At 63.2% G+C, this 22705-nt stretch carries 22 protein-coding genes; 1 reads left to right on the top strand and 21 read right to left on the bottom strand.

Annotated features, from left to right (window positions below):
• Positions 1-24: 24 nt before the first annotated feature.
• On the top strand, positions 25-1263 hold the full coding sequence (odhB, locus tag TGR7_RS00385; protein ID WP_012636671.1) for a 2-oxoglutarate dehydrogenase complex dihydrolipoyllysine-residue succinyltransferase: 1239 nt from the start codon (positions 25-27) through the stop codon (positions 1261-1263).
• 153 nt (positions 1264-1416) lie between these two features.
• Here odhB and TGR7_RS00380 read toward each other — a convergent pair whose 3' ends face one another.
• The 21 genes from TGR7_RS00380 to hslV form a co-directional block, all read right to left on the bottom strand.
• Positions 1417-2265 carry a PhnD/SsuA/transferrin family substrate-binding protein gene (locus TGR7_RS00380; RefSeq protein ID WP_012636670.1) on the bottom strand — a complete coding sequence of 283 codons (849 nt, stop codon included), beginning with the start codon at positions 2263-2265 and terminating at the stop codon, positions 1417-1419.
• A gap of 12 nt (positions 2266-2277) precedes the next feature.
• Positions 2278-3612, bottom strand: a complete 1335-nt coding sequence (locus tag TGR7_RS00375) for a sensor domain-containing diguanylate cyclase (RefSeq protein ID WP_012636669.1) — start codon at positions 3610-3612, stop codon at positions 2278-2280.
• A 333-nt stretch (positions 3613-3945) separates the two neighbouring features.
• Positions 3946-4764, bottom strand: coding sequence for a hypothetical protein (locus TGR7_RS00370; RefSeq protein ID WP_012636668.1), 819 nt, complete (start codon positions 4762-4764; stop codon positions 3946-3948).
• 2 nt (positions 4765-4766) lie between these two features.
• Positions 4767-6128, bottom strand: a complete 1362-nt coding sequence (locus tag TGR7_RS00365) for a sigma-54-dependent transcriptional regulator (RefSeq protein WP_012636667.1) — start codon at positions 6126-6128, stop codon at positions 4767-4769.
• 50 nt (positions 6129-6178) lie between these two features.
• Positions 6179-7468 carry a PAS domain-containing sensor histidine kinase gene (locus TGR7_RS00360; protein WP_245523007.1) on the bottom strand — a complete coding sequence of 430 codons (1290 nt, stop codon included), beginning with the start codon at positions 7466-7468 and terminating at the stop codon, positions 6179-6181.
• Positions 7469-7701: 233 nt separating this feature from the next.
• Positions 7702-8892 (bottom strand): selenite/tellurite reduction operon porin ExtI, encoded by a 1191-nt coding sequence (gene extI / locus TGR7_RS00355; RefSeq protein ID WP_012636665.1) that lies wholly within the window; start codon positions 8890-8892, stop codon positions 7702-7704.
• Between the two features lie 34 nt (positions 8893-8926).
• Positions 8927-9460: a hypothetical protein gene (locus TGR7_RS00350; RefSeq protein WP_012636664.1), complete on the bottom strand. Its 534-nt coding sequence runs from the start codon at positions 9458-9460 to the stop codon at positions 8927-8929.
• A gap of 474 nt (positions 9461-9934) precedes the next feature.
• Entirely contained in the window at positions 9935-11239 is a 1305-nt protein-coding gene (locus tag TGR7_RS00340; protein WP_012636662.1) for a multiheme c-type cytochrome, read from the bottom strand.
• A 255-nt stretch (positions 11240-11494) separates the two neighbouring features.
• A complete protein-coding gene (locus tag TGR7_RS00335; RefSeq protein ID WP_012636661.1) occupies positions 11495-12985 on the bottom strand; it encodes a rhodanese-related sulfurtransferase in 1491 nt (496 codons plus the stop codon).
• A 527-nt stretch (positions 12986-13512) separates the two neighbouring features.
• Positions 13513-13710 carry a hypothetical protein gene (locus TGR7_RS00330; RefSeq protein ID WP_012636660.1) on the bottom strand — a complete coding sequence of 66 codons (198 nt, stop codon included), beginning with the start codon at positions 13708-13710 and terminating at the stop codon, positions 13513-13515.
• Positions 13707-13973 (bottom strand): hypothetical protein, encoded by a 267-nt coding sequence (locus tag TGR7_RS00325; protein WP_012636659.1) that lies wholly within the window; start codon positions 13971-13973, stop codon positions 13707-13709. The genes TGR7_RS00330 and TGR7_RS00325 overlap by 4 nt, the downstream gene beginning before the upstream one ends.
• 9 nt (positions 13974-13982) lie before the next feature.
• Positions 13983-14294 (bottom strand): hypothetical protein, encoded by a 312-nt coding sequence (locus TGR7_RS00320; RefSeq protein ID WP_012636658.1) that lies wholly within the window; start codon positions 14292-14294, stop codon positions 13983-13985.
• A 3-nt stretch (positions 14295-14297) separates the two neighbouring features.
• Entirely contained in the window at positions 14298-14549 is a 252-nt protein-coding gene (locus tag TGR7_RS00315; RefSeq protein WP_012636657.1) for a sulfurtransferase TusA family protein, read from the bottom strand.
• Between the two features lie 78 nt (positions 14550-14627).
• On the bottom strand, positions 14628-16043 hold the full coding sequence (locus tag TGR7_RS00310) for a YeeE/YedE family protein (protein ID WP_012636656.1): 1416 nt from the start codon (positions 16041-16043) through the stop codon (positions 14628-14630).
• Positions 16044-16152: 109 nt separating this feature from the next.
• Positions 16153-16422 (bottom strand): sulfurtransferase TusA family protein, encoded by a 270-nt coding sequence (locus TGR7_RS00305; RefSeq protein ID WP_245523006.1) that lies wholly within the window; start codon positions 16420-16422, stop codon positions 16153-16155.
• 423 nt (positions 16423-16845) lie between these two features.
• Entirely contained in the window at positions 16846-18522 is a 1677-nt protein-coding gene (gene ubiB / locus TGR7_RS00300; RefSeq protein ID WP_012636654.1) for a ubiquinone biosynthesis regulatory protein kinase UbiB, read from the bottom strand.
• Entirely contained in the window at positions 18519-19136 is a 618-nt protein-coding gene (locus TGR7_RS00295) for a ubiquinone biosynthesis accessory factor UbiJ (protein ID WP_245523005.1), read from the bottom strand. The genes ubiB and TGR7_RS00295 overlap by 4 nt, the downstream gene beginning before the upstream one ends.
• Positions 19137-19158: 22 nt before the next feature.
• The gene (ubiE, locus tag TGR7_RS00290) at positions 19159-19908 is read right to left on the bottom strand and encodes a bifunctional demethylmenaquinone methyltransferase/2-methoxy-6-polyprenyl-1,4-benzoquinol methylase UbiE (protein ID WP_012636652.1); all 750 of its coding nucleotides are present in this window, start codon (positions 19906-19908) and stop codon (positions 19159-19161) included.
• A 214-nt stretch (positions 19909-20122) separates the two neighbouring features.
• Positions 20123-20488, bottom strand: coding sequence for a gamma-butyrobetaine hydroxylase family protein (locus TGR7_RS00285; RefSeq protein ID WP_012636651.1), 366 nt, complete (start codon positions 20486-20488; stop codon positions 20123-20125).
• 158 nt (positions 20489-20646) lie between these two features.
• Complete coding sequence (gene hslU, locus TGR7_RS00280; RefSeq protein ID WP_012636650.1) at positions 20647-21981, bottom strand: ATP-dependent protease ATPase subunit HslU; 1335 nt, start codon at positions 21979-21981, stop codon at positions 20647-20649.
• A 57-nt stretch (positions 21982-22038) separates the two neighbouring features.
• The gene (gene hslV / locus TGR7_RS00275; RefSeq protein WP_012636649.1) at positions 22039-22572 is read right to left on the bottom strand and encodes an ATP-dependent protease subunit HslV; all 534 of its coding nucleotides are present in this window, start codon (positions 22570-22572) and stop codon (positions 22039-22041) included.
• Positions 22573-22705: the final 133 nt, after the last annotated feature.

Here is a 22705-nt window from a genome sequence, read left to right as displayed (position 1 = left end):
CAATTCAAGTCACAAGGACCTTTCATGAGCACCGACGTCAAGATCCCCGAGCTGCCCGAATCCGTGGCGGATGCCACCATCGTCAGCTGGCACAAAAAGGCCGGTGATGCCGTGAGCCGCGACGAGATCCTGCTGGACATCGAGACCGACAAGGTGGTGCTGGAGGTGCCGGCTCCGGAGGATGGCGTGATCGAGGAGATCCTCGCCGCCGAAGGCGAGACCGTCACCGCCGGCCAGGTGGTGGGGCGCCTAGGGGCCGGGGCCGGGGCCGGGGCCGGGGCCGGCAAATCCGAAGCACCCAAACCGACCGCAGGCAAGGCGGAGGCGGCCAATGCGCGCGGTGAGACCCCGCCGCTCAGCCCCGCGGTGCGCAAGCTGGTGGCCGAACATGATCTGGATGCCAGCGCCATCCGCGGCACGGGCAAGGACGGGCGCATCCTCAAGGAGGACGTGCTCAGTCACCTGGAACAACAGGAAAGCCAGGCGAAACCCGCTGCGGAGAAACCGTCCGCGCCGACAGCCCAGCCGCCCGCGGCATCTTCTCCCGCCCCGCTACCGGGTCAGCGCACCGAGCGCCGCGTGCCCATGACCCGACTGCGCGCACGCATCGCCGAGCGCCTGCTGGAGGTGCAGCACAACGCCGCCATCCTCACCACCTTCAACGAGGTGAACATGGCGCCGGTGATGGAGATGCGCGCGACCCACAAGGATGCCTTCGAGAAGCGTCACGGCGTGCGCCTGGGCTTCATGTCCTTCTTCGTGCGCGCCGCCACCGAGGCGCTCAAGCGCTTCCCCGAGGTGAACGCCTCCATCGACGGCAGAGACATCGTCTACCATGGCTACTTCGACATCGGCATCGCCGTGTCCTCGCCCCGGGGCCTGGTGGTGCCGGTGCTGCGCGACACCGACACCCTGTCCATGGCGGGCGTGGAGAAGGCCATCAATGCCTTCGGCGAGAAGGCCAAGTCCGGCGGTCTGACCATGGACGACCTCACCGGCGGCACCTTCACCATCTCCAACGGCGGCGTGTTCGGCTCGCTGCTCTCCACGCCCATCATCAATCCGCCCCAGAGTGCCATCCTGGGCATGCACAAGATCCAGGAGCGCCCGGTGGCTGAAAATGGTCAGGTGGTGATTCGCCCCATGATGTACCTGGCGCTCTCCTACGACCACCGTCTCATCGACGGCCGCGAGGCCGTGCAGTTCCTGGCCACCATCAAGGGCCTGCTGGAAGACCCGGCGAAGCTGCTGCTCGACGTCTGAGTGCCTGGCTGCGTCTCCGTTCAGATAATCAATAGCATTAACGCAAAGGGCGCAAAGTTCTCGCAAAGAACGCTAAGAAGGTCTTTTCTAGAAAAAACCTTTGCGTCCTTTGCGCATCCTTTGCGCCCTTTGCGTTCCGGCTTTTGACTTTACCTACCGCCCCGCCTGAGCCGGCGGCGTATCGAAGGGCCGGATCAGTTCCCGGATCACGTCGTACTCCGCATCCGTCACCGGCGCGAAACCGTCGTAGCTGGGGTCCAGGGCGCGCATCGCCGGGCCGGAGACCGGGTCGTCGGGACGGGCGGCCAGCAGGGCCTCGCGCAGGCGTTCGGTCAAGACCGGGTCCAGGCCCTTGCGGGCGGCGATCACGTAGGGCGGCAGCAGGGGCGATTCGTACAGGATGCGAATGCCCTCCCCCTGCCAGCGGAAGGCGGTGGTGTCCTTGAGGATGCCCGCGTCGAAATCGCCGGTCATCACGCCGCGCACGATGTTGTCGTAGTGACCCAGGAAGTGATACTCGCCCAGGGTCTCCAGGGCCATGCCCGCCCCCACCACCGTGGCCCGCTGCAGCAGGGCCGCGCGATCACCGAAGGCAAAGCGCTTGCCGGCCAGGTCCTCGACGCTGCGGATGGGGCTGTCCTCGGCCACCACGATCATCAGCCTGAAGGCCTCCTCGCCGTCGGTCACCGTCTTCACCAGGGGCTCCACCTCGCCCCGGACCCGTGCGCGCACGTAGGCCACCGGGGTCAGGTAGGCGAGATCCGAACGGCCCTCGCTCACCTCCTTGATGGCATCGGGCATGTTGGGCGACAGGCGCAGGCTCACGGGCATGTCCATGGCCGCGCTCAGGTACTCGGTCACCGGCGCGAGCCGCTGGTACATCTGCGCCGGGATGTCCATGGCCACGGATCCGAACACCAGCTCATCGGCGGCACGCGGTTCATTGGCCTGGACACCCAGGGACGCGACCAGGAGCAAACAGGAAAACAGAACACGCTTCATGGCATGGATTCCTCAGGCAATGTGCGTTGCAGGCGTCAGAGACTCGGCGATCAGGCTGTCGTAGTGGGTGACCCGGTTGCGGCCCGCCTGCTTGCTGGCGTACATGGCCTGGTCCGCGGCCTTGTAGAGGGCCAGTGCCGAGGTGATGCGCAGGCGGGTGGACAGGGTGGCGACACCGATGCTGACGGTGACGCTGATCTTGAGCGCGTCGTCCACGTTGACCACCATCGCCTCCACTGCTTCGCGCAGCTTCTCCGCCATGGCCATGGCGCCGTCCTCGTCGGCCCGGCGCAGGAACACGGCGAACTCCTCGCCCCCCAGACGGCACACTTCATCCGTTTCCCGGGCATGACCCTGCAGCACGTCGGCAAACTGGCACAGCACCAGGTCGCCGATGTCGTGGCCGTGGGTGTCGTTGAGACCCTTGAAACAGTCCAGGTCCAGCACCAGCAGGCTGCTGATATCGCCATGGCGGCGGAACAGTGCCATGTCGGCCTCGATGTTCTGGTCGAAGGCACGCCGGTTGCCCAGCCCGGTGAGCGGGTCAGTGAGGCTCAGGCGCTCCAGTTCCAGGTTGGAGTGCTGCAGGGCGGCGGACTGCTCCAGAAGCTTCTGGTAGGCCTCCTTGAGCTCCCGGTCGGCGGCCTCCACCCGGCCATGGAGCTTCTGGTTGGCGGCATTGAGCTGGGCACGCATCTCGTTGAAGCGCCGCGCCAGCTCGCCGATCTCGTCCCGGGAATCCACCGGGATGTCACGCAGGATCACGCCGTTCTCGTCCACGTTGGATTCCAGGGCCCGGGAGACCCGGGTGAGCGGGCCGATGATGATCCAGGACAGCACCAGGAACTCGCCCAGGGCGATGAGCAGGATGACCAGCACCTCGCGCTTGATGAGGGACTCTTTCTGTTCAGCCAGCTGCGCCACGATGGGCTCGATGCTGAGCTCCAGCTCCAGGTTGCCCACCACCGTGCCGTCATTGAGGCGCACCGGGCGCTCGAAGCCCACCCGCTCCACGGCCTCCCGGTCCGGATGGGCCACCTCGGCCATGGTGTTGCCCCGGTCGCTGAGCACGCGCACATGCACCACGTCACCGGTCTGGACAACCTGGTTCAGCAGCAACTGGATGGTGTGGTAGTCGTAGCCCACCACGCTGTAGGCCAGGGACCGGGACAGGTATTCCGCCATCTCCACGCCGCGCCGCTCGGTCTCGCTGAGCACGTTGCGCTCCATGTCGCGCAGCACCAGCCAGCCGCTCACGGACAGGGCCGTGAGCAGCACCGTGAGCAACACGAGCACCACCTTCTGACGAATGCCAAACCGGCACAGACGCCGGCGCGGGCGGTTCATGGGATCTTCTCCTCCGGCAGCGTTCCCTCTGGGTCGAATCTGGCCGGGTGGCTGCTTGGCACGTCCCGGCTCCTGGGGTCAGGGCTCACCAACTTGTGAACCACATCACGCTTTTGGACACATTACGCCAATAACCGGTCTGCAGGTGAGGGGGGATAAGACAGAGGGAGATGACGGCCCGATGAACGGCGGGAGCCGCGCATGGCTTGCCTCGCCGACCATGACACACAGGGCGGGACGCAAGAGGTGCGCCGGTCGCAGACGCGCTCGGCAGGTCCGGATCGGCCCGTCAGCCAGCATCCGTTAACCAGGGGGATCAGGGTATCGGTGTGCTCACGGAGCGGCGCTGACCAGTCGAGACAGGGGCACCAGGCCGGCACGACCGGGCAAGGCAACCTGGATCTCCAGGCGGGAATCGATGGGGGCAGGCCCGTATCCCGGGGAGTTGGCGACCGCCCACAGGGTGAACGCGTGCTGTCCGGCAGGAAGCTCATGACGATAGGTCTGGTTTCTCCAGCTGCGCACGCCATCCATCGCGATCACCGTCTGACCCGCGACCTGCAGTCGCACCGTCATCTCATTGGCGACCGGGGATCCACCACCCTCGCGCGCCGGCTTGGGTGCCACCTGAAACTGATAGGTTCCCGCTGCGGGCAGGTCCATGACCCCTTCGATGAGCACGGCAGCGGACCTGTAGAGCGTGAGATCCCGATAGCGGGACAGCACGCTGCGCTCGGCGACGCCATAACTGGCCGGGTCGAAACGCAGGCTCTCCTCCAGGGTATACAAACCATCCATCATGGGGGGCTCGCCGGGAGGTTCAGCCCCGATGACCTCAGCGCGCAGGAAATAACGCAGCCTCGCCTCACCTGTCGTTGCGGGTGCCACGGCACCGGAGACACGGCGCTCCGGTTGCCGTTCGATAGGCGCAGCCGCGGCCGGCTGCGTCACGGTAGGGGCAGGGGGGTCTGGAATCGGCTCGGGCGCCTGGGCATCCTGCGCCCCCACGCGTTCCATCAGCCACTGCACCTGTGCCTCGAGACGCTCCAGACGCTGCTCGATATCCGAGGCCCCGAGCGGCAGGCTGATCACGCAACCGAGCAGCAGCGTGGAGAGACGCATGAACGAATATCTACCGGGACGTCCCATCATGGCTACTCTTCGATGCTGTAGCGTTTGATCTTGCGCCAGAGAGTGCTCTTGTCGATGCCCAGGATCTCGGCACACAGGGCTCGGTCACCGTTGGTTTCGCGCAATGTCTTGCGGATGAAATAGACCTCGACCTCTTCAAGGGTCTGGGGCTGCATGTGATCGATGGCGCGTACCGACAACTCCGTGCCGCGCGAGATCTCCGGTGGCAGGACACCCTCATCGATCACCTTGCCCTGGCAGAGAATCAGCGCACGCTGAATCACGTTCTCAAGCTCACGCACGTTGCCGGGCCAGTCGTGTCGCATCAGGGCGCCCAGCACCTGCGTGGACATGCCATCAACCGGCTTGTTGAAGCGCTTGGCATACTTGCTGATGAAATAATTTGCCAGCAGGGGCACGTCGTCTCGCCGGTCCCTGAGGGCGGGAATGTGGATCTCGATGACCCGCAGCCGGTAGTACAGATCCTCCCTGAAGGTCTCCTGGGCGATGAGGCCCGGAACATCCCGGTTGGTCGCGGCGAGCACCCGCACATTCACATGCCTGGGCTCGGTATCGCCCAGTCTGTAGAAGGTCGCGTCCTGCAGCACGCGCAACAGTTTAGCCTGCAGCGACAGGGAGGCATTGTTGACCTCGTCCAGGAAGATGGTGCCGCCGTTCGCGGTCTCGAACAGCCCGGGCTTGGCGCGCTCCGCCCCGGTAAAGGCGCCCTTCTGATAGCCGAACAGCTCGCTTTCGATGATCTGCTCGGGGATGGCGGCGCAGTTGATCGCCACGAAACTGTTGTCTCGCCGCGGGCTTTTCAGGTGAATCTGTCTGGCGACCAGTTCTTTACCGGTACCGCTTTCACCTGTGATCAGCACCGAACAGTCATAGGCAGCGGCGGCATCGATGAGCCGATGCACTTCGTCCATGGCCGCTGAGCGGCCGATGATGACGTCGCCCTCGGCAAAGACCTTGTTTTCCTCTCTCAGCCGCATGTTCTCACGGCTGAGATTCCAGTGCGAAAGCGCCCGTTCCACCGTGTGCCGCAACTCGACGTTCTCGAAAGGCTTGCAGATGTAATCGAAGGCACCGGCCTTGAGACTTTGCACGGCGGACTCCACCGTGGCGTGTCCCGTCATCAAGATTACCTGGGTGAGCGGATTCTTCTGACGCGCAAAATCCAGCACCTTCATGCCATCGATCCTGGGCATGCGCAGATCCGTGACAACCACGGCCACCTCGTTGTTCTCGATGAAATCCAGGGATTCCTGGGAACTTTCCATCGGGATCACCGTCGCATCGATGCCGTGAAGCACGTTGACGACCAGTTCGCGCATCACCTCATCGTCTTCGGTGATCACCACAACGGGTTGTGCGTTCATGCCGCTCTCTGCGGGCAAATCTGGTTCGCTTAGGTTCGTTGCAAGCATATCTATTCTGTCGCCTGTGTGGCGTTGGGGAGTCGTATGACGAATCGTGCGCCGTCTCTGTAATCAGAGTCGTACCGCAGCGTTCCACCTCGGCGGCTGACCATGGCGTGACTGATGGACAGGCCCAGTCCGCTGCCTTCACCCACGTCCTTGGTACTGAAGAAAGGCTCGAATATTCGTGAGCGCAGCTCTCCCGGGATACCCGGTCCATTGTCTTCCACGATGATGTAGGCAAAACCACCTTCGTTGAGTCCGGTACTGACCCGAATCATGGGTTTCTCGACGCCCTTGAGGGCCTGCACCGCATTGATGAGCAGGTTCGTCAGCACGATATCGAGTTCTCCGCAGCCGCCGTCCACGATCGGGCTGTCCTTGAGATCCCGCTCGAGGGAGATCTCGTATCTCTTCAATCGGCAACTGATCAGTGTATCCACCACCTCGTCCACCAGCGCATTCACATCGCAGAACTCACCCTGGCACTTCTCCTTGCGCGCATAGTTGAGCAGGTTGTGGATGATGCGCGAGCAGCGCTTTGTCTGTTCGCTGATGGTTCTCGCGAAATGCCTGGCCCGCTGCGGATCCTCACAGGAATCGATCAGCAACTGGGAGTATCCCAGGATACTGCCGAGCGGGGTGTTCAGTTCATGGGCCACACCCGCAGCCAGCTGTCCCATGGCCACCAGCTTTTCACGGGTGTAGACGCTTTCCTGGAGTTGCTTGTATTCGGTGATGTCCAGCAGCGTGATGACCGCGGCCATCTCGCCCTCATCCTGGGTGACGAAGGAGAGATTCATGGACAGCCAGCGTTCCGCGTCGTTGAGATGGATGTTGATGACCTGGTTGCGGATATCCTGCTTGTAGAGAAATGCGTCTCTCAGGATCTCCCGGGTTTCATCGGTGATCGACAGCACATCAAACAGGCTGACCCCGACCAGGTATCGCTCTTTCTTGCCGAACAGCGTCTCGGTCTGCTTGTTGACCGTGTTGATGCACAGGTTGTCGTCCACACCCAGCAAAGCGGCGGGCAGCACCTGGACCACCACGTTCATCCGGTTGCGCTCGGTGAGCACCCGGTTCTGGCACTCCTCCACGAGAGCAAACATCCCGCCCAGCGTGGTGATCGTCTTGTTGTATTCCCGGTACAGGCGCAGCAGCAGCGGATCGCGGACCTTCGGTATCTTAACCGGTTTCAGGTTGCCGTCCTGGGCGTCGATCATGCCCGCGTTCAGGATGCGGAGTCCGGCCTGATAACGCCAGGTCGACAGGCCATAGCCGGCTGCGATGCCGCACAAGGTACAGAGGATCGCGAGCCAGATAACAATCCCACCCAGAGGTGCGAAGCTGATCACCAGCAGGGTAGCGATACTGAGTGATATGAGGATCAGGCCGACTCTTAGACGCCAGGCCCTGGGTATGCCAAGACGACGGGCGGCAGAGCCGCCCGTCGCCGTCAATGCAGTGGCATTGGTCTTGGAAATGACACGCTCCTCACCGGGCCTCAGACAACGGACCCGGGCCAATCAGGTCAGAACAGCAGCTGGAACCCCAGGGTCGCCTGCTTGTGATCGCGCAGGGAATTGATCGTGGGATGCTGCGCATCGAAGCTCACGTCCGCGTACTCGAAGGTCAGCTTGAGCTGCTGGCCGTCCAGGTAGTAGTTGGCGCCGACGGCATTGATCGTCTGATCAAAGAAATCATCATTGCGATCATAATCGGACGCCTCATGCCTGGCAAACACCTGCAGACGGCCGATGCCTATGCGCTGCGGGAACAGCCAGCCCGCCTTGACGTAATATCCGGTCATCTCGGCCGTCGGCGTGACGGTATTGTCAACCAGAAGCTCGTCTCCCTTGAGCGCCCCGTTCACGCTGTAGTCGAAGTAGGCGCCGGACAGGGTCAGGGTGCCTGCCTCCAGCGGCTGTTCATAGAACAGGTCCACCGTCCAGGCCGAGTAATCCTGCTTGTCGGTTCTGCCGGGCAGGTTGCCGTACACGGCATCGGCCTGGTAGTCGTAGGCCGCGCCGATGGTCAGCACCCGCTGGGTGCCGAGATAGGTACCCCGATAGCCATAGGAGAACTCAGGATCAAAGAAGCTGTAGTGGGCACGGGCGGTGATCCTCGGGGTGTCGCTGGGTACGTTGTCACCCTCCCGGCCGTCCGACACCATCAGCCGGTACTGGACCCTGGCATCGGCCAGGTTGCCCCACATCGCTATACCCGTATCCCGGGTGCCGCCAAACGGCGTGTAGGAGATGATGCCCCGGTCCAGGGTGAGGGGTTCAAGACAGGCCTCCAGGTTCTCGCGGCTGAAGGTGTTCTTGAAGCGACCAACGATGAAGCGCAGAGAGTCGTCCCAGTCGAAGGTGATGTAGGCATCCCGGTAGTACACCGGACGCTCGTCATTGCCGTAGCGACTGTCGTTGCCGGCCTCCAGCTGTGCATAGAAACCCACGTAGTCGTTGTACTGGCCGAGCACGGTGATGCGATTGCGACGCAGGAACGTATCGTAGGAATCGCCATCGTTTTCCGCGGAACGGAAGTCACGATACTGGGACCAGATCTGCAGTTCATAGTTGAGGGTCAGGAAACCCTCGTCGCCGTACATGATGGTCGGCCCCGCCTGCACGGCGGCGGGGCCAGCAGCGATTGCCATCATTGCCAGCGCGGTGGTCAGGCGCTTGGGCTTGAAGCCTTGCACGAGCTTTCCGATTTGCATTGGGTCATCCCCCTGAGAGTTGTTGTTTTTGGCCTTACTGCTGGACTGCCAGGTAGCGATCCAGGAAACCCTCCAGCTCCGAGGCGCTGCGATGGCAGCTTGCGCAGCTTTCGCTGGGCGAATTCAGCGGCTTGGAGATCAGGTTCTGATGGGCCATCTCTTCACGCATCAGGCGCGGATTGCCGCTGTGACAGCCTGCGCAGGAGTTGTTGACCCGCGCATGATCGGTATGCCACGGGGCGGCGATGGGATCCGTGGTGGGCTCGGGAGCACGGCGGCCGTTGTGGCAGCGGAAGCAGGAAGAGGCCCCCAGGCCACAGGCGTTGGCGGGACGCACCAGACCCTGGGCGATCACGTTGTCATGGATCGCGTCAAACACCTCGGCGCCCCAGTCCTTCTGGTCGAGGCTGATCATGTTCTTGTGCGGATCATAGGTGAGGCTCTCGACGGTCAACGCCGCCCAACCAACCACGGCCACCAGCGAGAACACCGCAGCCATGCCTCCCACACCCAACCTGCCGAGGACGCGACCCAGAAAGCCCTTGCGCTGTTTTTTGTTACCCATCATCTACCCCTCCGTCTCATCTGTTCTGATTGCTTCGTTTGTTCGTCTTCAATGTCCTGCTTGACTACACCTGCTCAGTTCCTGCGACCGGCTTGTTCACGACGCTCCCTCTCGGCACGCTGGATATCCTCCTCACTCATGCCTTGTGAACACATGCAGACGGGCCCATCGCGAAACCTCAGACGACCCCTTCGCTGAGGCGCCTCAGTGACATTTTCAGCCTGTGTGGCCTCGGCTCCCCGGTCTTGCGTCCGGCCATCTGCCTGGGCCATTGCCGGGAACATCAGCAGTGACGTCGCCAGCAGGATCATGAGTCTCATCGCGTTGCCTCGCATGTCGTCTCTCGTCTTGGCATACAGGAACCGTGCCATAGTTATTTATTCCTACAACTCAATTACTTACAAACAGAACCCCTACAAACTCGATTGCATATAACGCAGCAGCACCTCGGCGACCTCAAAATGCAATTGCCGAGGCTCAGTCCTTGCTCAGGGAAACCATGGGCGTATAGCGCAGGGTCAGGCTGACAGGCTCATCCAGCGACAAGCGTTCCTGGACCGCCCGATAGCGGGATTGGCGCGCCTCGAAAATCGCGATGCGCAGCAGGTCGAGGGTCATGGGGTCCATGCGATCCGCCTGGCGCATCATGTCCTGGTACATGCGTTCATAATGCTCCTTGGGTGCCACCTCGAGACGCAGCCCCAGGCTCCAGCCGGGCTCATTCGGCATGCGAATGCGTCCATCGAGGCTCACCGACTCGCCCGCCGGCAGGCGTGTATCGAATTCCTCCTGCGTGAGATCCACACTGGCACGCCACTGGATCACGTGATGGATCACCCGCGCCCGCACATTGCTGTCAGGGTCCAGCAACTCCAGGTAAACATCGATCCTCGGCACCATGTAGGCGGGGAAATGATGCCCGGCACCCACGTTGGCGATGCGCAAGGTCAGCTCCATGACATCGCCGCTTCCGGGCGCGCCGTGCAGATCGATGGCCATGGCGCTGCGCACCGTGTCCGGGTCGGTAATGCCGCGCCACAGGTGCCTGCGGTCTGGCATGTGACAGTTCTGGCAACTCACCCCTTGTTCCGCGAAGCGGGATCGCAGCCATTCGTTGTAGGTGTCCTGACGCAGCTTGCCATTGAGTTTCGGCCCGTCCTCCGGGAACTGGTGGCAGGCGGCACAGAAGCGGCTGTCACTGAAGGCGGGCCTGGGATGGAACCCACCATGGGGCAGCCCGGGCTCATCGCCGGAGAGCCCCAGTCGATGTTCCGGACCGAAGCGCTGATGGCCCCGTACATGGCAGGCGGCGCAGGTCAGCCCCTGGTGGTGCAGACCGGAGGGAATGTGATCCGGTGGTGCCGCGGCCGGCGCGTTGGGCCAGCCCAGCTCCCGCGCCACCAGCGCCTTCTGTTCCGCCAGGGGCGAATGACAGTCCATGCACTTGTTGGATTCCGCCTGGCTGAAGACATGGAATTGCCAGCGGATGCCCGCGTTCATGGTCTGGCTGTGGCGGCTGGTCTTCCAGTCCTCGAACTGGCTGGCATGGCACTGGGCGCAGCTGCGCGCATCCAGGGATGCCTCGTTGAAGCTGAAGTCATGGGGCGGTGCGCCCTGGGGCGCCAGGGGGAAGGCCCAGTGTTGATCCAGAAAATCACCGTCCGTGCCGGCGACCCGCCCTTGGCCACCGTTCTCCAGGGAGAGAAACGGCAGGGCCACGAGCGTCAGCAGCCCGAGGATGGCCACGGCAGCGAGCAAACGATAGGCGGTACGACTTTTCATGATCGACACACGGGGTTGGCGGGCGCAGCCTTCCGGCTCCCGGGCCGTTCCGGTGCCCGTGGCGGATGCTCGTGCCTCGATGTTGAATTCATCCGCCGCGCGTCCATGGCGTACGGGGTCAAAACTCTGTCGCGATGAGGTGTGACTTCCATGGACGACGCAGGTTGATTATAGGGTTTCAGGCATACCCACGCAGCCCGGCCGCAAAGAAAAGAGCCCGCAGAAGCGGGCTCAAAGGGAAGGAGGGTATGCTCGTTAACCTCCACAGGGATTGGCCGGGGGTGCGACACCGCCACCACCGCCGCTTCCACCACCAGGCGTGGCCGTACCGAACTTGTACAAGCGATCAGCGCGGATGTGCGCGTCAGTGCGATCGCCATAGGGATTGGAGATCTCACGGGAGCCGACCAGATCCGAAGACGCTGCTGCCCGGAAGAAGGAAACATCTGCCAGGTCGGTGCGCCACGGAGAGTCGGCCGGAAGGATCGGCGTGCCCTGGTCGGTCACGATGTTGGACAACGAGTTCCACTCCGTCATGGCGCCGTCGTAGAAGCGGGTCGGCAGGCCCAGGACGACCGCAGACACCACACCGGTGATCATGGCCCGGAAGGTGGTCTCGCAGTAGACGTACATGGTGTCACCCGGCTGGTAGGCGTTGCCCACGCCCACGGCCTGATAGGTGTAGTCCACGAACCGCATGCCATTGGCATCCGCCTCGCCGCTCAGATAGGCCTCCAGTTCCGCCTTGTCCTTGTAACGGTAGCCTTCGCCCGGCACCAGCATATGGGTGTACTGCAGCTGCAGGGTACCGTGGGGATGACCCTGGCGTGCGGCACGGTTCTGGAAGGTGGTCATGTAGTCAGCGACAGGGCCACAGTAGGCATCCGCACACCCCTGCTCACCCATCTCCCGTGCCTCGCCTGCGCTGTACTGCGACAGGCTGCGCGCATCCCACACGAACACGCCATTTCGGGTGTTGTTCTGCGGGGTCGGCGTGGCGATCGCGATCATCTCCGCAATGCTGGCCTGCAGGGCCGTGTTGTCGGCGGGCAGATCGCGCACCGAGGCCGTACCGGTGTTCGGCGGCGTGGACGCGGTCGCGGAGAAATCACCCGGCAGCATCTGACCACTGGACAGGTTCCAGCTGTTGCCGCCATTGAGCAGCGCCAGGTTGCGCTTGTCCACACCCCAGTAGCGGAACATGTACCAGCAACGGCCCTGGTTCATGGCAAGGGGATTGCTCGCGCCGCCCATCGCACAGACGATCATGTCCTTACGAGGATCGATGTTGTATTTCTTCAGGAAGGCATCCATGGAGGGGCCGTCCGGCACCACGCTGACAGTCACGGTGACACCGTTGTCCCGGGTCTGGATCAGTTCGGAATTAGGCACCTGGTAGGTAAAGACCTGCCCGGGCACGGGTCGCACATACTCGGCACCAGCACCACCGGCAGCATTCTGCAGAATGATGAGACGCCCGGTCACACCTTCGGGTCGTTCATTCTCCCAGTCGTTGATCCAGCGGCTGAGCGTGGCACCCGTAATCAGACCGTTGACGTTCTCGTTGTAGTCATCCGCGGATACCTGAGCGATCTGCGCCGGCGTGTTGATGTTCGCTGCCGCCAGATTGCCTCCACTGCTGCTTTCGCCACCGCCACAACCGGCCAGCGCCAAACTCAGGACGGCGGCAAACGCCACCGATCCGCGCGCCCGCGCCAGGGCTGAATTACCTGTTACTTGTCGCATTGCTGGAACCCCTCCAAATGTTGTTCTGGCACCGGCATCCGGTCTCCCCCCGATGGACAGTGCGTCGCCTTGTGACTTCACTCTTGTCTGACCGAGGACTTCAGACAGATCCTCTGCCTGTGGTCCAGGTCTGCTGCTTGACAGTCTTAGCAACCAAACATTCAGCACTTTGCGTGCCAGCCACGAATAATCAATACAATCAGTAGATTAAATAACTCTCACCAGTCTGGCCTCGTTGCAGATTAAGAATCCGTTGCATTGGTCTGCAATCTGCAACCGTCCATCACCCACGACGCTCACACGCTCTGTGCTGCCCGTCGGGCCAAAAAAAACCGGGAGTTCAGACAAGCTGAAGTCCCGGCTCAAGGCCTCACACCAAATACACGCATCGGTGCCTGGCGCGGGATCCCGGCTGGCATATGCAGAACGCCGCCCTGGGAAACGACCCCCTGCATCGGGACCGCGCATGAATACCCAGCCGGAGGGCACCGAAAAACCGGCTGGTCACTACATGGCATCCCTGCCAATCACCTTGGGGCTTTCAGTACGACCGGCAGCACCCCCGCCTCCAGTCGGTCGAGAATGGCCTCGTACTGCCCTGACGAGACCTCCATGAACTCATGGTGCACGCTGTCCGCCGGCAGGTTTGCGACCACCCCACCGGAGAGTTCATCACCGGCACCCGGCATCTTGAGAAACAGGATCTTGCAAATGGACTGACTCATACCATGAACACCGTATCGGATTGGATCATCATCCCCGCCAGGGCCTTGTAGCTCTCCGGGCCGTTGCCCAGACGCTCCACCGGCACATCGGCAAACTCGAGCGATTCCAGCTGCAACTGGACATCGTCCGCCGTCTCATCCAGATCGCCGAGCACGGCGACCCGCACCGCATCATCCAGCAAGGTCAGGCCCGTGGCCATGCGCAGGGCTTCCACCTTGTCATCACCGGCCACGACCAGGATCTGCTTTACGCCATTACTCATCTCGTTCTCCTAGAAAACCAGCACCTGATCGCTGTTGTGCACCAGCTCCGCATTCTGATACTGGCCCCCGACAACGATCTTGTCCTCGAGCTCATGCACCGAAACCCCGTCGTCCGCGTAGCGCTCGATGCTCAGCTCGCAGATGGAGAAATGGGTCTTGCCCTCGTCAAGCAGGCCACGGAACTCCGGGTCCTTGAGCAGGAACACGCCGCGGTCCGTGAGGAAACATCGGCTGGTCCAGTCACGCGCCTGGGCCGCCTTGAGCAGGCCGATCGCGTGCGGCGCGCAGCGATCATCGACTACCACGATTCCAAGCTGCATGTCTTACCCCTTGCGGATCTTCCAGGTGAAGGTGCCGCCCGAATCGCTGCGTTCGAACAGCTCGTTACCTTCGCTTTCACACATGGAGATGATGGACTCCCCGGACGAGGGGTTGTCGAACACCAGGGTAAGCACCGAACCCGACTCGATCTTCTGCAGGGCCTTCTTGGTGTACATCTGCGGGTGCGGGCAGGTGTAGCCCGTCACGTTGAGCATGTAGGCGCCATCGCCCGATTTCTCGAATTTCATTGCCATGGAAGCATCCTCCCGTTGGTATGCCAACTGTCATTTGTCATTGGGGCCGGGCAGGCGCCCGGCCCCGGTGCACTTCAATCAAAGGGCGAACTCGTCGTTGCTGCGGGACGCACGCCACTCCATCCACCAGGTGAAGGCCTTCACGCCCAGGTAACCGCCCAGGGCCATGCCGAACAGGAAGATCCAGCCGGTCAGGTCGCCATTGGTCACCGCGGCGAAGAAGGCGCCCACGTTGCAACCCATGCCCACGCGGGCACCGATGCCCATCAGCGTGCCGCCCACGATGGCGAAGATCGCCGTCTCCATGCTGGGCAGCTTCCACTTGAACTCGCGGTTGATGTTGGCCAGCATCGCGGCACCCAGGATGATGCCGATGGACATCATGCCGGGGGCATTGAGCAGCGGGTTGGGCAGGCCATTCTCCAGCCCGAAGAAGATGTTGCTCATGTTGTCCACGCCGAGCTTGTTCAGCACCCAGCCACCCCACTGCGCTTCCTGGGTGGTGATGTACCAGTAACCCGGATCGAACACGGTGCCCTGGATGGAGATACCGGTGTAGTAGCCCATGTCCTCCAGCATCTCGCCGAAGTTGAAGATACCGTAGTAGTCGCGCAGGGCGCCGGTGGTCCACATCTGCAGACCCGCGAAGATACCGATGCCCAGGCCGGCCAGCGCGGTGTTCTTGGAGGAGGTGAACATGCTCCACATGCCGCGCATGTGATCCCCGAACGCGGGGTTCTGGATCTTCGCGCGGCGCATGTAGCCCTTGCGATAGGCCACGATGTACAGGAACACCAGAATCGCGAAGGTCGGCAGGATCGCGCCCAGCAGGGCATTGCCCACGAAGATGCCGAAGAAGGTGCCCTCGCGGCCCATCATCTCGGCCACCGTGCCGCCCTGCAGATCCCAGATGTAACCGGCCATGAACTGGTCGAACCAGGTGGAGGTGATGGTCAACTCCTCCGGCATGCCCTTCTCCAGGGCGGACTGGGTCCAGGATTCGGGCACCAGCCCGCTGAACCAGTCGCTGGCCACGAAGATGGCCTGGGAGAAGGAGATGCTCACCAGCACCAGCATGGATCCGACGTTGCCTTCACCGCTCTTGTACAGGGATGAGGAAGCGCAGCCGCCGGTAAAGATGATGCCGAAACCGAAGATGGCGCCGCCGATGATGATGTGCCATCCCAACGGGTGCGCATGGAAGGTACTGAAACCGGCCATGGTCACGGCCGCGGCAGTCAGGGAGTACAAGGCCACGGCGATCATTACGCCCACGGCCATGCGCGGCACGCCGACCGCGAACAGGTCACGGACTGCGGAGGCCATGCAGAAGCGGCCATACTGGAGGAACAGACCGTAGATCACGCCGAACCAGACATAGACCAGCATGTAAAGGAATCGGCTGTCGATGGACAGCGCGATCACGGAGGCCAGGGCCACCAGCGCAACGATCACCCCCGCATACACCTTGCCCTTGGTACTGGTTCCCGCCATACCGGCGACACCCACATCGCATACATCTCTGTTACTCATCTCTTCCCCCGACAACTTGTTTAGATAGGGTTAACGTCCGGCACTGACAGACACCTCGACATGGTCGACCTCATACGCCCTTGCGCACATACACCTTCCAGCAACCATCACCACGCACCGTCGCCAGATGACTGCCGTAGGCGGCGAGCATCATGGCCGGGATGGTTTCTACCGCCGTGGGGTTGTCGGAGATCAACTCCACGATCTCGCCCTCGTCCACCAGGTTGAGCGCCTTGAGCGTCAGCAACTGGGGCTTGGGACAGCCATCACCGATGCAGTTGACTGTGCGCGCAACGATGACCATGCCAAGACCCGGCACATCCACTGCGTGTGGCTCCATGATTGCCGTCTGCATACCGATTCGCTTTCCTGTGCGTCTCTTCTTGCCAAACCATGAAAAAAACATTCACGCCCTCCCCCGATCCTCTTGCGCATGGAGACTGCCTTGAGGTTCGGGCTGACTCCCAGGGGAGTACGGGCGCCCGAGACACATAAAGCATCTTCCATGCCATAGAGGTTTTTTGTTTTGAATCAGAACCTTGATGCTACGACCCACGATTTCCTCCGAGTCAGATTGCAATCAGGGCCAAGAACGAGGCATCGCATTGTGATTTGCAATGCACGCTGTAGGGGATTGTCGGTCATCCCGGCGAAGAGGGGAAATGCATGCCCCGCACCGGATGCCGGTCGGGGACTGGACGGGGACGACCTGAGTGCCGCAGCAGGAAATGCGGCTGCTGGCAGTGGAGCCGATGTGCCGGTCTCAGCTTCGCAGCAGGCCCACGGACAGAAGACCCGCACCTGCGACGAACAGGACCCAGGCCGCCCAGGGCACACCCAGGGCGCCGGGCAGCGCTACGAGCGCGGTCAGAAGGGTCGCGGAGATAAACAGCACGCCACCCGTCAGGACGAGGGTGGTGCGACGATTGGCTGCGCGGATCTCCTGGCGCAGCGTTTCATCTCGGGCAGCTTGCTCCGCGTGATGGTCAGCCACCTGGCCCTGGCTGGCCAATGCCGCATGCAACAGCTCGGGCATCTCCGGGAGCTTCTCCAGGATGCGCGGCAGGTGCTTGCGGGCGCCGCGGATCATGGCGCGCAGGCCCACCTGCTCGTCCATCCAGCGCTCGATGAAGGGCTTGGCGGTCTTCCACAGGTCCAGGTCCGGGTAGAGCTGGCGGCCCAGGCCCTCGATGTTGAGCAGGGTCTTCTGCAGCAGCACCAGTTGGGGCTGGACCTGCATGTGGAAACGTCGCGCGGTCTGGAACAGGCGCAGCAGCACGTGACCGAAGGAGATGTCCTTGAGCGGCTTCTGGAAGATGGGTTCACAGACGCTGCGGATGGCGGACTCGAACTCATCCACCCGGGTGTCCGCCGGCACCCAGCCGGACTCCACGTGCAGTTCCGCGACGCGCCGGTAGTCGCGGTTGAAGAAGGCGTAGAAGTTCTCCGCCAGGTAGCGCTGGTCCATGGGCGAGAGGGTGCCGACGATGCCGAAGTCCACGGCCAGGTAACTGGGATCCTCCGGATGCTCGGCGTTGACGAAGATGTTGCCCGGGTGCATGTCAGCATGGAAGAAGTTGTGCCGGAACACCTGGGTGAAGAAGATCTCCACGCCACGCTCCGAGAGCAGCTGCATGTTCACGCCCCGGGCGCGCAGGCTGTCGATATCCGCCACCGGGATGCCGCTGATGCGCTCCATGACCATGACGTCGCGGCGGGTGTAGTCCCAGTAGACCTCGGGGATGTAGAGCAGACGCGAGCCGGCGAAGTTGCGCCGCAGCTGGGTGGCGTTGGCCGCCTCGCGCACTAGGTCCAGCTCGTCGATGATGGTCTTCTCGTATTCCTGCACCACCTCCACGGGACGCAGGCGCCGGCCCTCGGGCCAGTAGCGCTCGGCCAGTTCCGCGAGGATGTACATGAGCTCCAGGTCCCGGCGAATGACCTTCTGGATCAGCGGGCGCACCACCTTGACCACCACCTCGCGGCCGTCGTGCAGGCGCGCACCGTGCACCTGGGCGATGGAGGCCGAAGCGATGGGGGTGTCATCGAAGCGGGCGAACAGGGTCTCGATGGGCCGTTCCAGGGAGCGCTCGATGATGGCCCGGGCCTCGCTCACCGCAAACGGCGGCACCCGGTCCTGCAGCTTCGAAAGCTCCGCGGCGATGTCGTCGGGCAGCAGGTCGCGGCGGGTGGAAAGCATCTGGCCGAACTTGATGAAGATCGGGCCCAGGTCCTCCAGCGTCTTGCGGATGCGTTCACCGCGACCGGCGCGGTGGCGGCGGAACCAGTTCCAGGGCGCCAGGTACATGAGAAAGCGCAGCGGCCGGAACAGGTGGATGGCGAACACAACCTCGTCGAGCCCGTGGCGGATCAGCACCCGGTTGATGGTGACCAGCCGCCACAGCTGGGCAGGTGTGAGCAGCGGCACCGCGCGGCTCACGGCTTGTGTTCCCGCAGGATCTGTTCCAGACGGGCAATGCGCGCCTGCAGCCGGTCCACGTCTTCGCGCATCCGGTCCACGTCGTCCATGAAGCCTTCCACCTCGTCACGGCCGGGCAGGGTGCCGGATTCCTCGCGCAGGTATTCGCCCAGGTCCAGGCGCAGGCTCTCGCCGGCGCGCCTTCCCCAGCCGGTGACGCCGCGCACGGCCTCGCCGACGCGATGGGCAACGAGATCGCCGGTCAGCCGGGACAGCCACTCCTCCCAGTCCAGGTCCACGCCCCGCAGCAGGTCGCGGAACTGCTGGCCCAGCCGGGCATCGCCCTCCAGGCGTACACCCTCCGGCAGGCGCGTGGTCTCACCGGCCAGGGCCAGCCGTCCCAGGGCGATGGGGGAACCGCTGATGCGGGTGTCCGGCTCGGCGTCGCAGGCGGTGCTCACCTGCAGGCGGTCGGCGCCGGGGATGAAGTAGAGGGTCGCCTCGGGCAGCGTGAAGCTCAGGGCCACCACGCCGCCGTGCATGGCCGCGAGCCGCTCGCGGCTGTCGGGATCCAGCTCCAGGTAGCCGTTCAGCGCCTTTTCCAGGGCGGCGCTGAAGGCGGCCAACACACTCATGTCCATGTCGGCGTCAACCACGTCAGAACCGGTAGCCCCGGTGCAGGGCGACGATGCCGCCGGTGAGATTGAAGTAGTCGCAGCGTTCCAGACCCGCCTGCTCCATCATGGCCTTGAGGGTCTCCTGGTCCGGGTGCATGCGGATGCTCTCCGCCAGGTACTGGTAGCTCTCCGCATCACCTGCCACCAGCTTGCCCATGAGCGGCAGGGCCTTGAAGGAGTAGAGATCGTAGACGGGCTTGAGCCCCGGGGTCACCGGGTGGGAGAACTCCAGCACCAGCAGCTTGCCGCCGGGCTTGAGCACCCGGCGCATGGAGGCCAGCGCCTTGTCCTTGTCGGTGACGTTACGCAGGCCGAAGGCGATGGTGATCAGATCGAAGTGCTCGTCGGGGAAGGGCAGGCATTCGGCATTGCCCTGCACGAAGCGCAGGTTCTCCACCAGCCCCTCGTCGGTGAGCCGGTCGCGGCCCACGTTGAGCATGGAGGCGTTGATGTCGCAGAGCACCACCTCGCCGGTCGGTCCGGTGAGCCGCGCGAAGCGCGAGGCCAGATCACCGGTGCCCCCTGCCAGGTCCAGCACCCGCTGCCCCGGACGCACCGCCGCCATCTCGATGGTGTAGCGCTTCCACAGGCGATGCACGCCCATGGACATGAGGTCGTTCATCAGGTCGTACCTGGCCGCCACCGAATGGAACACCTCGCCCACCCGGCGCACCTTCTCTTCCTTGGGCACCTGCTTGAAACCGAAATGGGTGGTGTTGTCGTCAGTCATCGGGGTGGCCTTGTGATGGTTCGATCCGGTTCACTTCTGCCGCAGAGGCGCGGAGACGCAGAGGAAAGAAAGGAATGGACAGGATTAACATGATTCACATGATAAATAACCAAGAACAGAAGACTCGGTTTTAAACATCCTGTTAATCATGTTAATCCTGTCGAATTGATTTTCCTCTGCGTCACCGCGCCTCTGCGGCGATGCGTTCACGTCCTCAGTTCACCTTGCGCTGGTGGCCCGCGTCGGCCAGGCGCTTGAGGTATTTCTGCCACAGGGCATCCTGGTCCTCGCCCATGCGGTACAGGTAGTTCCAGTCAAAGATGCCCGTGTCGTGGCCATCGGAGAACACCAGCTTCACCGCGTAGTTGCCCACCGGCTCGATGGCATTGATGTTCACGTCTTCCTTGCCCAGCTGCAGCACTTCCTGGCCCGGACCGTGGCCGGTCACCTCGGCGGAAGGGGAGTACACGCGCAGGAATTCGCAGGGCAGCTTGTGGCGCACGCCGTTGTCGTAGACCAGCTCCAGCACCCGGCTCTTCTGGTGCAGGTGAATTTCGGTGGGACGGTGTTTGGTCGTCATGGCTCTCAATCCGCAGTCAGTGATTGTTGTTGTATCCGTGGGCCGGGCCGTAGGTCGGGCTTTAGCCCGACACCGGTGGCTCCGGTCACCCGAGGCGTCGGGCTGAAGCCCGACCCACGTGTCTTGTATCTAGCAACTTGGATCTTGTCTCTAGCGGGTTAAAGAATATATCGACTCAGATCCTCATCCTGCACCAGCTCCTCGAGCCGCTCGTCCACGTAGGCGGCGTCGATGCTCACCGGACCCTGGTGATCCGGGGCCTCGAAGGAGATCTGCTCCAGCAGGCGCTCCATCACCGTGTGCAGGCGACGGGCGCCGATGTTCTCGGTGCGCTCGTTGACCCGGGTGGCGATCTCGGCGATGCGCCGCACGCCGTCCTCGGCGAAGTTCACCTCCACGCCCTCGGTCTGGAGCAGCGCGCTGTACTGCTCGGTGAGCGAGGCGTCGGGCTCGGTGAGGATGCGCACGAAGTCCTCGGCGGTGAGCGCGGACAGCTCCACGCGAATCGGCAGGCGGCCCTGCAGCTCCGGGATCAGGTCCGAGGGCTTGGACAGGTGAAACGCACCGGAGGCGATGAACAGGATGTGGTCGGTGCGCACCATGCCGAACTTGGTGTTCACGGTGCAGCCCTCCACCAGGGGCAGCAGATCCCGCTGTACGCCCTCGCGGGAGACGTCGGCGCCGCCGTATTCACCGCGCTTGGCCACCTTGTCGATCTCGTCCAGGAACACGATGCCGTTCTGCTCCACGTTGGCCACGGCACGCAGCTTGAGCTCGTCCTGGTTGACCATGCGCGCGGCCTCTTCATCCGTGAGCAACTTCATGGCGTCGCGGATCTTGAGCTTGCGGGTCTGGCTGCGCCCACCGCCGATGTTCTGGAACAGGCTCTGCAGCTGGCTGGCCATCTCCTCCATGCCCGGCGGTGTCATGATCTCCACGCCCACGGGGGTGGCGCTCACCTGGATCTCGATCTCCTTGTCATCCAGCTGGCCCTCGCGCAGGCGCTTGCGGAATTTCTGCCGCGTCTCGCTCTGCTCCGGCGCGGAGGCCGGCTCGCTCATGAAGCCCGCCTGGCGGGGCGCGGGCAGCAGCACGTCCAGGACGCGCTCCTCGGCGGCCTCCTCGGCACGGAAGCGCACCTTGCCCATCTCCTGTTCGCGCAGCAGCTTGATGGCCGCGTCGACCAGATCGCGGATGATGGATTCCACGTCACGGCCCACGTAGCCCACCTCGGTGAACTTGGTGGCCTCCACCTTGATGAAAGGGGCATTGGCCAGCCGCGCCAGGCGCCGGGCGATCTCGGTCTTGCCCACGCCGGTGGGGCCGATCATGAGGATGTTCTTGGGGGTCACTTCCTGGCGCAGGGCCTCGGGCAGCTGCTGGCGGCGCCAGCGGTTGCGCAGGGCAATGGCCACGGCGCGCTTGGCGTCCTTCTGGCCGACGATGTGCTTGTCCAGTTCCTGGACGATCTCACGGGGGGTCATGTCTGACATTTAAGGCAGTCTCAAGTGGCGAGTCTCAAGTGGCAAGGTCAAAACCCTGTCCCCTGATCACATCTCCTCGATGGTGAGGTGACGGTTGGTGTAGATGCAGATGTCGGCGGCGATGTTGAGCGCGCGCTCGGCGATCTCCCGGGCGGACAGCTCGGTGTTGTCAAGCAGGGCCCGGGCGGCGGCTTGGGCGAAGGGGCCGCCGGAGCCCATGGCGATCAGGTTGTCCTCGGGCTCGATCACGTCGCCGTTGCCGGTGATCAGCAGGGAGGTCTCCTTGTCGGCCACCGCCAGCAGGGCCTCCAGGCGGCGCAGGGCACGCTCGGTGCGCCAGTCCTTGGCCAGTTCCACGGCGGCCCGGGTGAGGTTGCCGCTGTATTTCTCCAGCTTGCCCTCGAAGCGCTCGAACAGGGTGAAGGCATCGGCGGTGCCGCCGGCGAAGCCGGCCAGCACCTTGTCGCCGTACAGGCGGCGCACCTTGCGGGCATTGCCCTTCATCACCGTATTGCCCAGGGTCACCTGGCCGTCGCCGCCCAGGGCCACCCGGCCGTTGCGGCGCACGCAGACGATGGTGGTTCCGCGAAACTGTTCCAAGGTCTGAACTCCCGATCATGCAAAGACGGTCATTGTAGCCGCTGGCCTGCGGCAAGTCTCATGGCCACGGGCCCGCCGTGGACATGGGCCTGCGGATAATTCCCTACTTCTACACTCTGTTATTACCCGGGGC

Origin of the sequence: Thioalkalivibrio sulfidiphilus HL-EbGr7 (assembly GCF_000021985.1) — a bacterium.
Classification (GTDB): Bacteria; Pseudomonadota; Gammaproteobacteria; order Ectothiorhodospirales; family Ectothiorhodospiraceae; genus Thioalkalivibrio_A; species Thioalkalivibrio_A sulfidiphilus.
Note: the sequence above shows the minus strand (reverse complement) of the source record. Positions and strands in the feature narration are given on the sequence as shown.

Bases quoted from the DNA above. Each gene is read 5' to 3' on its own strand.
- TGR7_RS00370 (WP_012636668.1), bottom strand. From the start codon at position 4,764: ATGATGGGACGTCCCGGTAGATATTCGTTCATGCGTCTCTCCACGCTG.
- ubiE (WP_012636652.1), bottom strand. From the start codon at position 19,908: ATGACTGACGACAACACCACCCATTTCGGTTTCAAGCAGGTGCCCAAG.
- odhB (WP_012636671.1), top strand. From the start codon at position 25: ATGAGCACCGACGTCAAGATCCCCGAGCTGCCCGAATCCGTGGCGGAT.
- TGR7_RS00340 (WP_012636662.1), bottom strand. From the start codon at position 11,239: ATGAAAAGTCGTACCGCCTATCGTTTGCTCGCTGCCGTGGCCATCCTC.
- TGR7_RS00325 (WP_012636659.1), bottom strand. From the start codon at position 13,973: ATGAGTAATGGCGTAAAGCAGATCCTGGTCGTGGCCGGTGATGACAAG.
- extI (WP_012636665.1), bottom strand. From the start codon at position 8,892: ATGCAAATCGGAAAGCTCGTGCAAGGCTTCAAGCCCAAGCGCCTGACC.
- TGR7_RS00380 (WP_012636670.1), bottom strand. From the start codon at position 2,265: ATGAAGCGTGTTCTGTTTTCCTGTTTGCTCCTGGTCGCGTCCCTGGGT.
- TGR7_RS00285 (WP_012636651.1), bottom strand. From the start codon at position 20,488: ATGACGACCAAACACCGTCCCACCGAAATTCACCTGCACCAGAAGAGC.
- TGR7_RS00335 (WP_012636661.1), bottom strand. From the start codon at position 12,985: ATGCGACAAGTAACAGGTAATTCAGCCCTGGCGCGGGCGCGCGGATCG.
- TGR7_RS00375 (WP_012636669.1), bottom strand. From the start codon at position 3,612: ATGAACCGCCCGCGCCGGCGTCTGTGCCGGTTTGGCATTCGTCAGAAG.
- TGR7_RS00330 (WP_012636660.1), bottom strand. From the start codon at position 13,710: ATGAGTCAGTCCATTTGCAAGATCCTGTTTCTCAAGATGCCGGGTGCC.
- hslU (WP_012636650.1), bottom strand. From the start codon at position 21,981: ATGTCAGACATGACCCCCCGTGAGATCGTCCAGGAACTGGACAAGCAC.
- TGR7_RS00320 (WP_012636658.1), bottom strand. From the start codon at position 14,294: ATGCAGCTTGGAATCGTGGTAGTCGATGATCGCTGCGCGCCGCACGCG.
- TGR7_RS00310 (WP_012636656.1), bottom strand. From the start codon at position 16,043: ATGGCGGGAACCAGTACCAAGGGCAAGGTGTATGCGGGGGTGATCGTT.
- TGR7_RS00315 (WP_012636657.1), bottom strand. From the start codon at position 14,549: ATGGCAATGAAATTCGAGAAATCGGGCGATGGCGCCTACATGCTCAAC.
- TGR7_RS00305 (WP_245523006.1), bottom strand. From the start codon at position 16,422: ATGGAGCCACACGCAGTGGATGTGCCGGGTCTTGGCATGGTCATCGTT.
- TGR7_RS00350 (WP_012636664.1), bottom strand. From the start codon at position 9,460: ATGATGGGTAACAAAAAACAGCGCAAGGGCTTTCTGGGTCGCGTCCTC.
- TGR7_RS00295 (WP_245523005.1), bottom strand. From the start codon at position 19,136: ATGAGTGTGTTGGCCGCCTTCAGCGCCGCCCTGGAAAAGGCGCTGAAC.
- TGR7_RS00365 (WP_012636667.1), bottom strand. From the start codon at position 6,128: ATGAACGCACAACCCGTTGTGGTGATCACCGAAGACGATGAGGTGATG.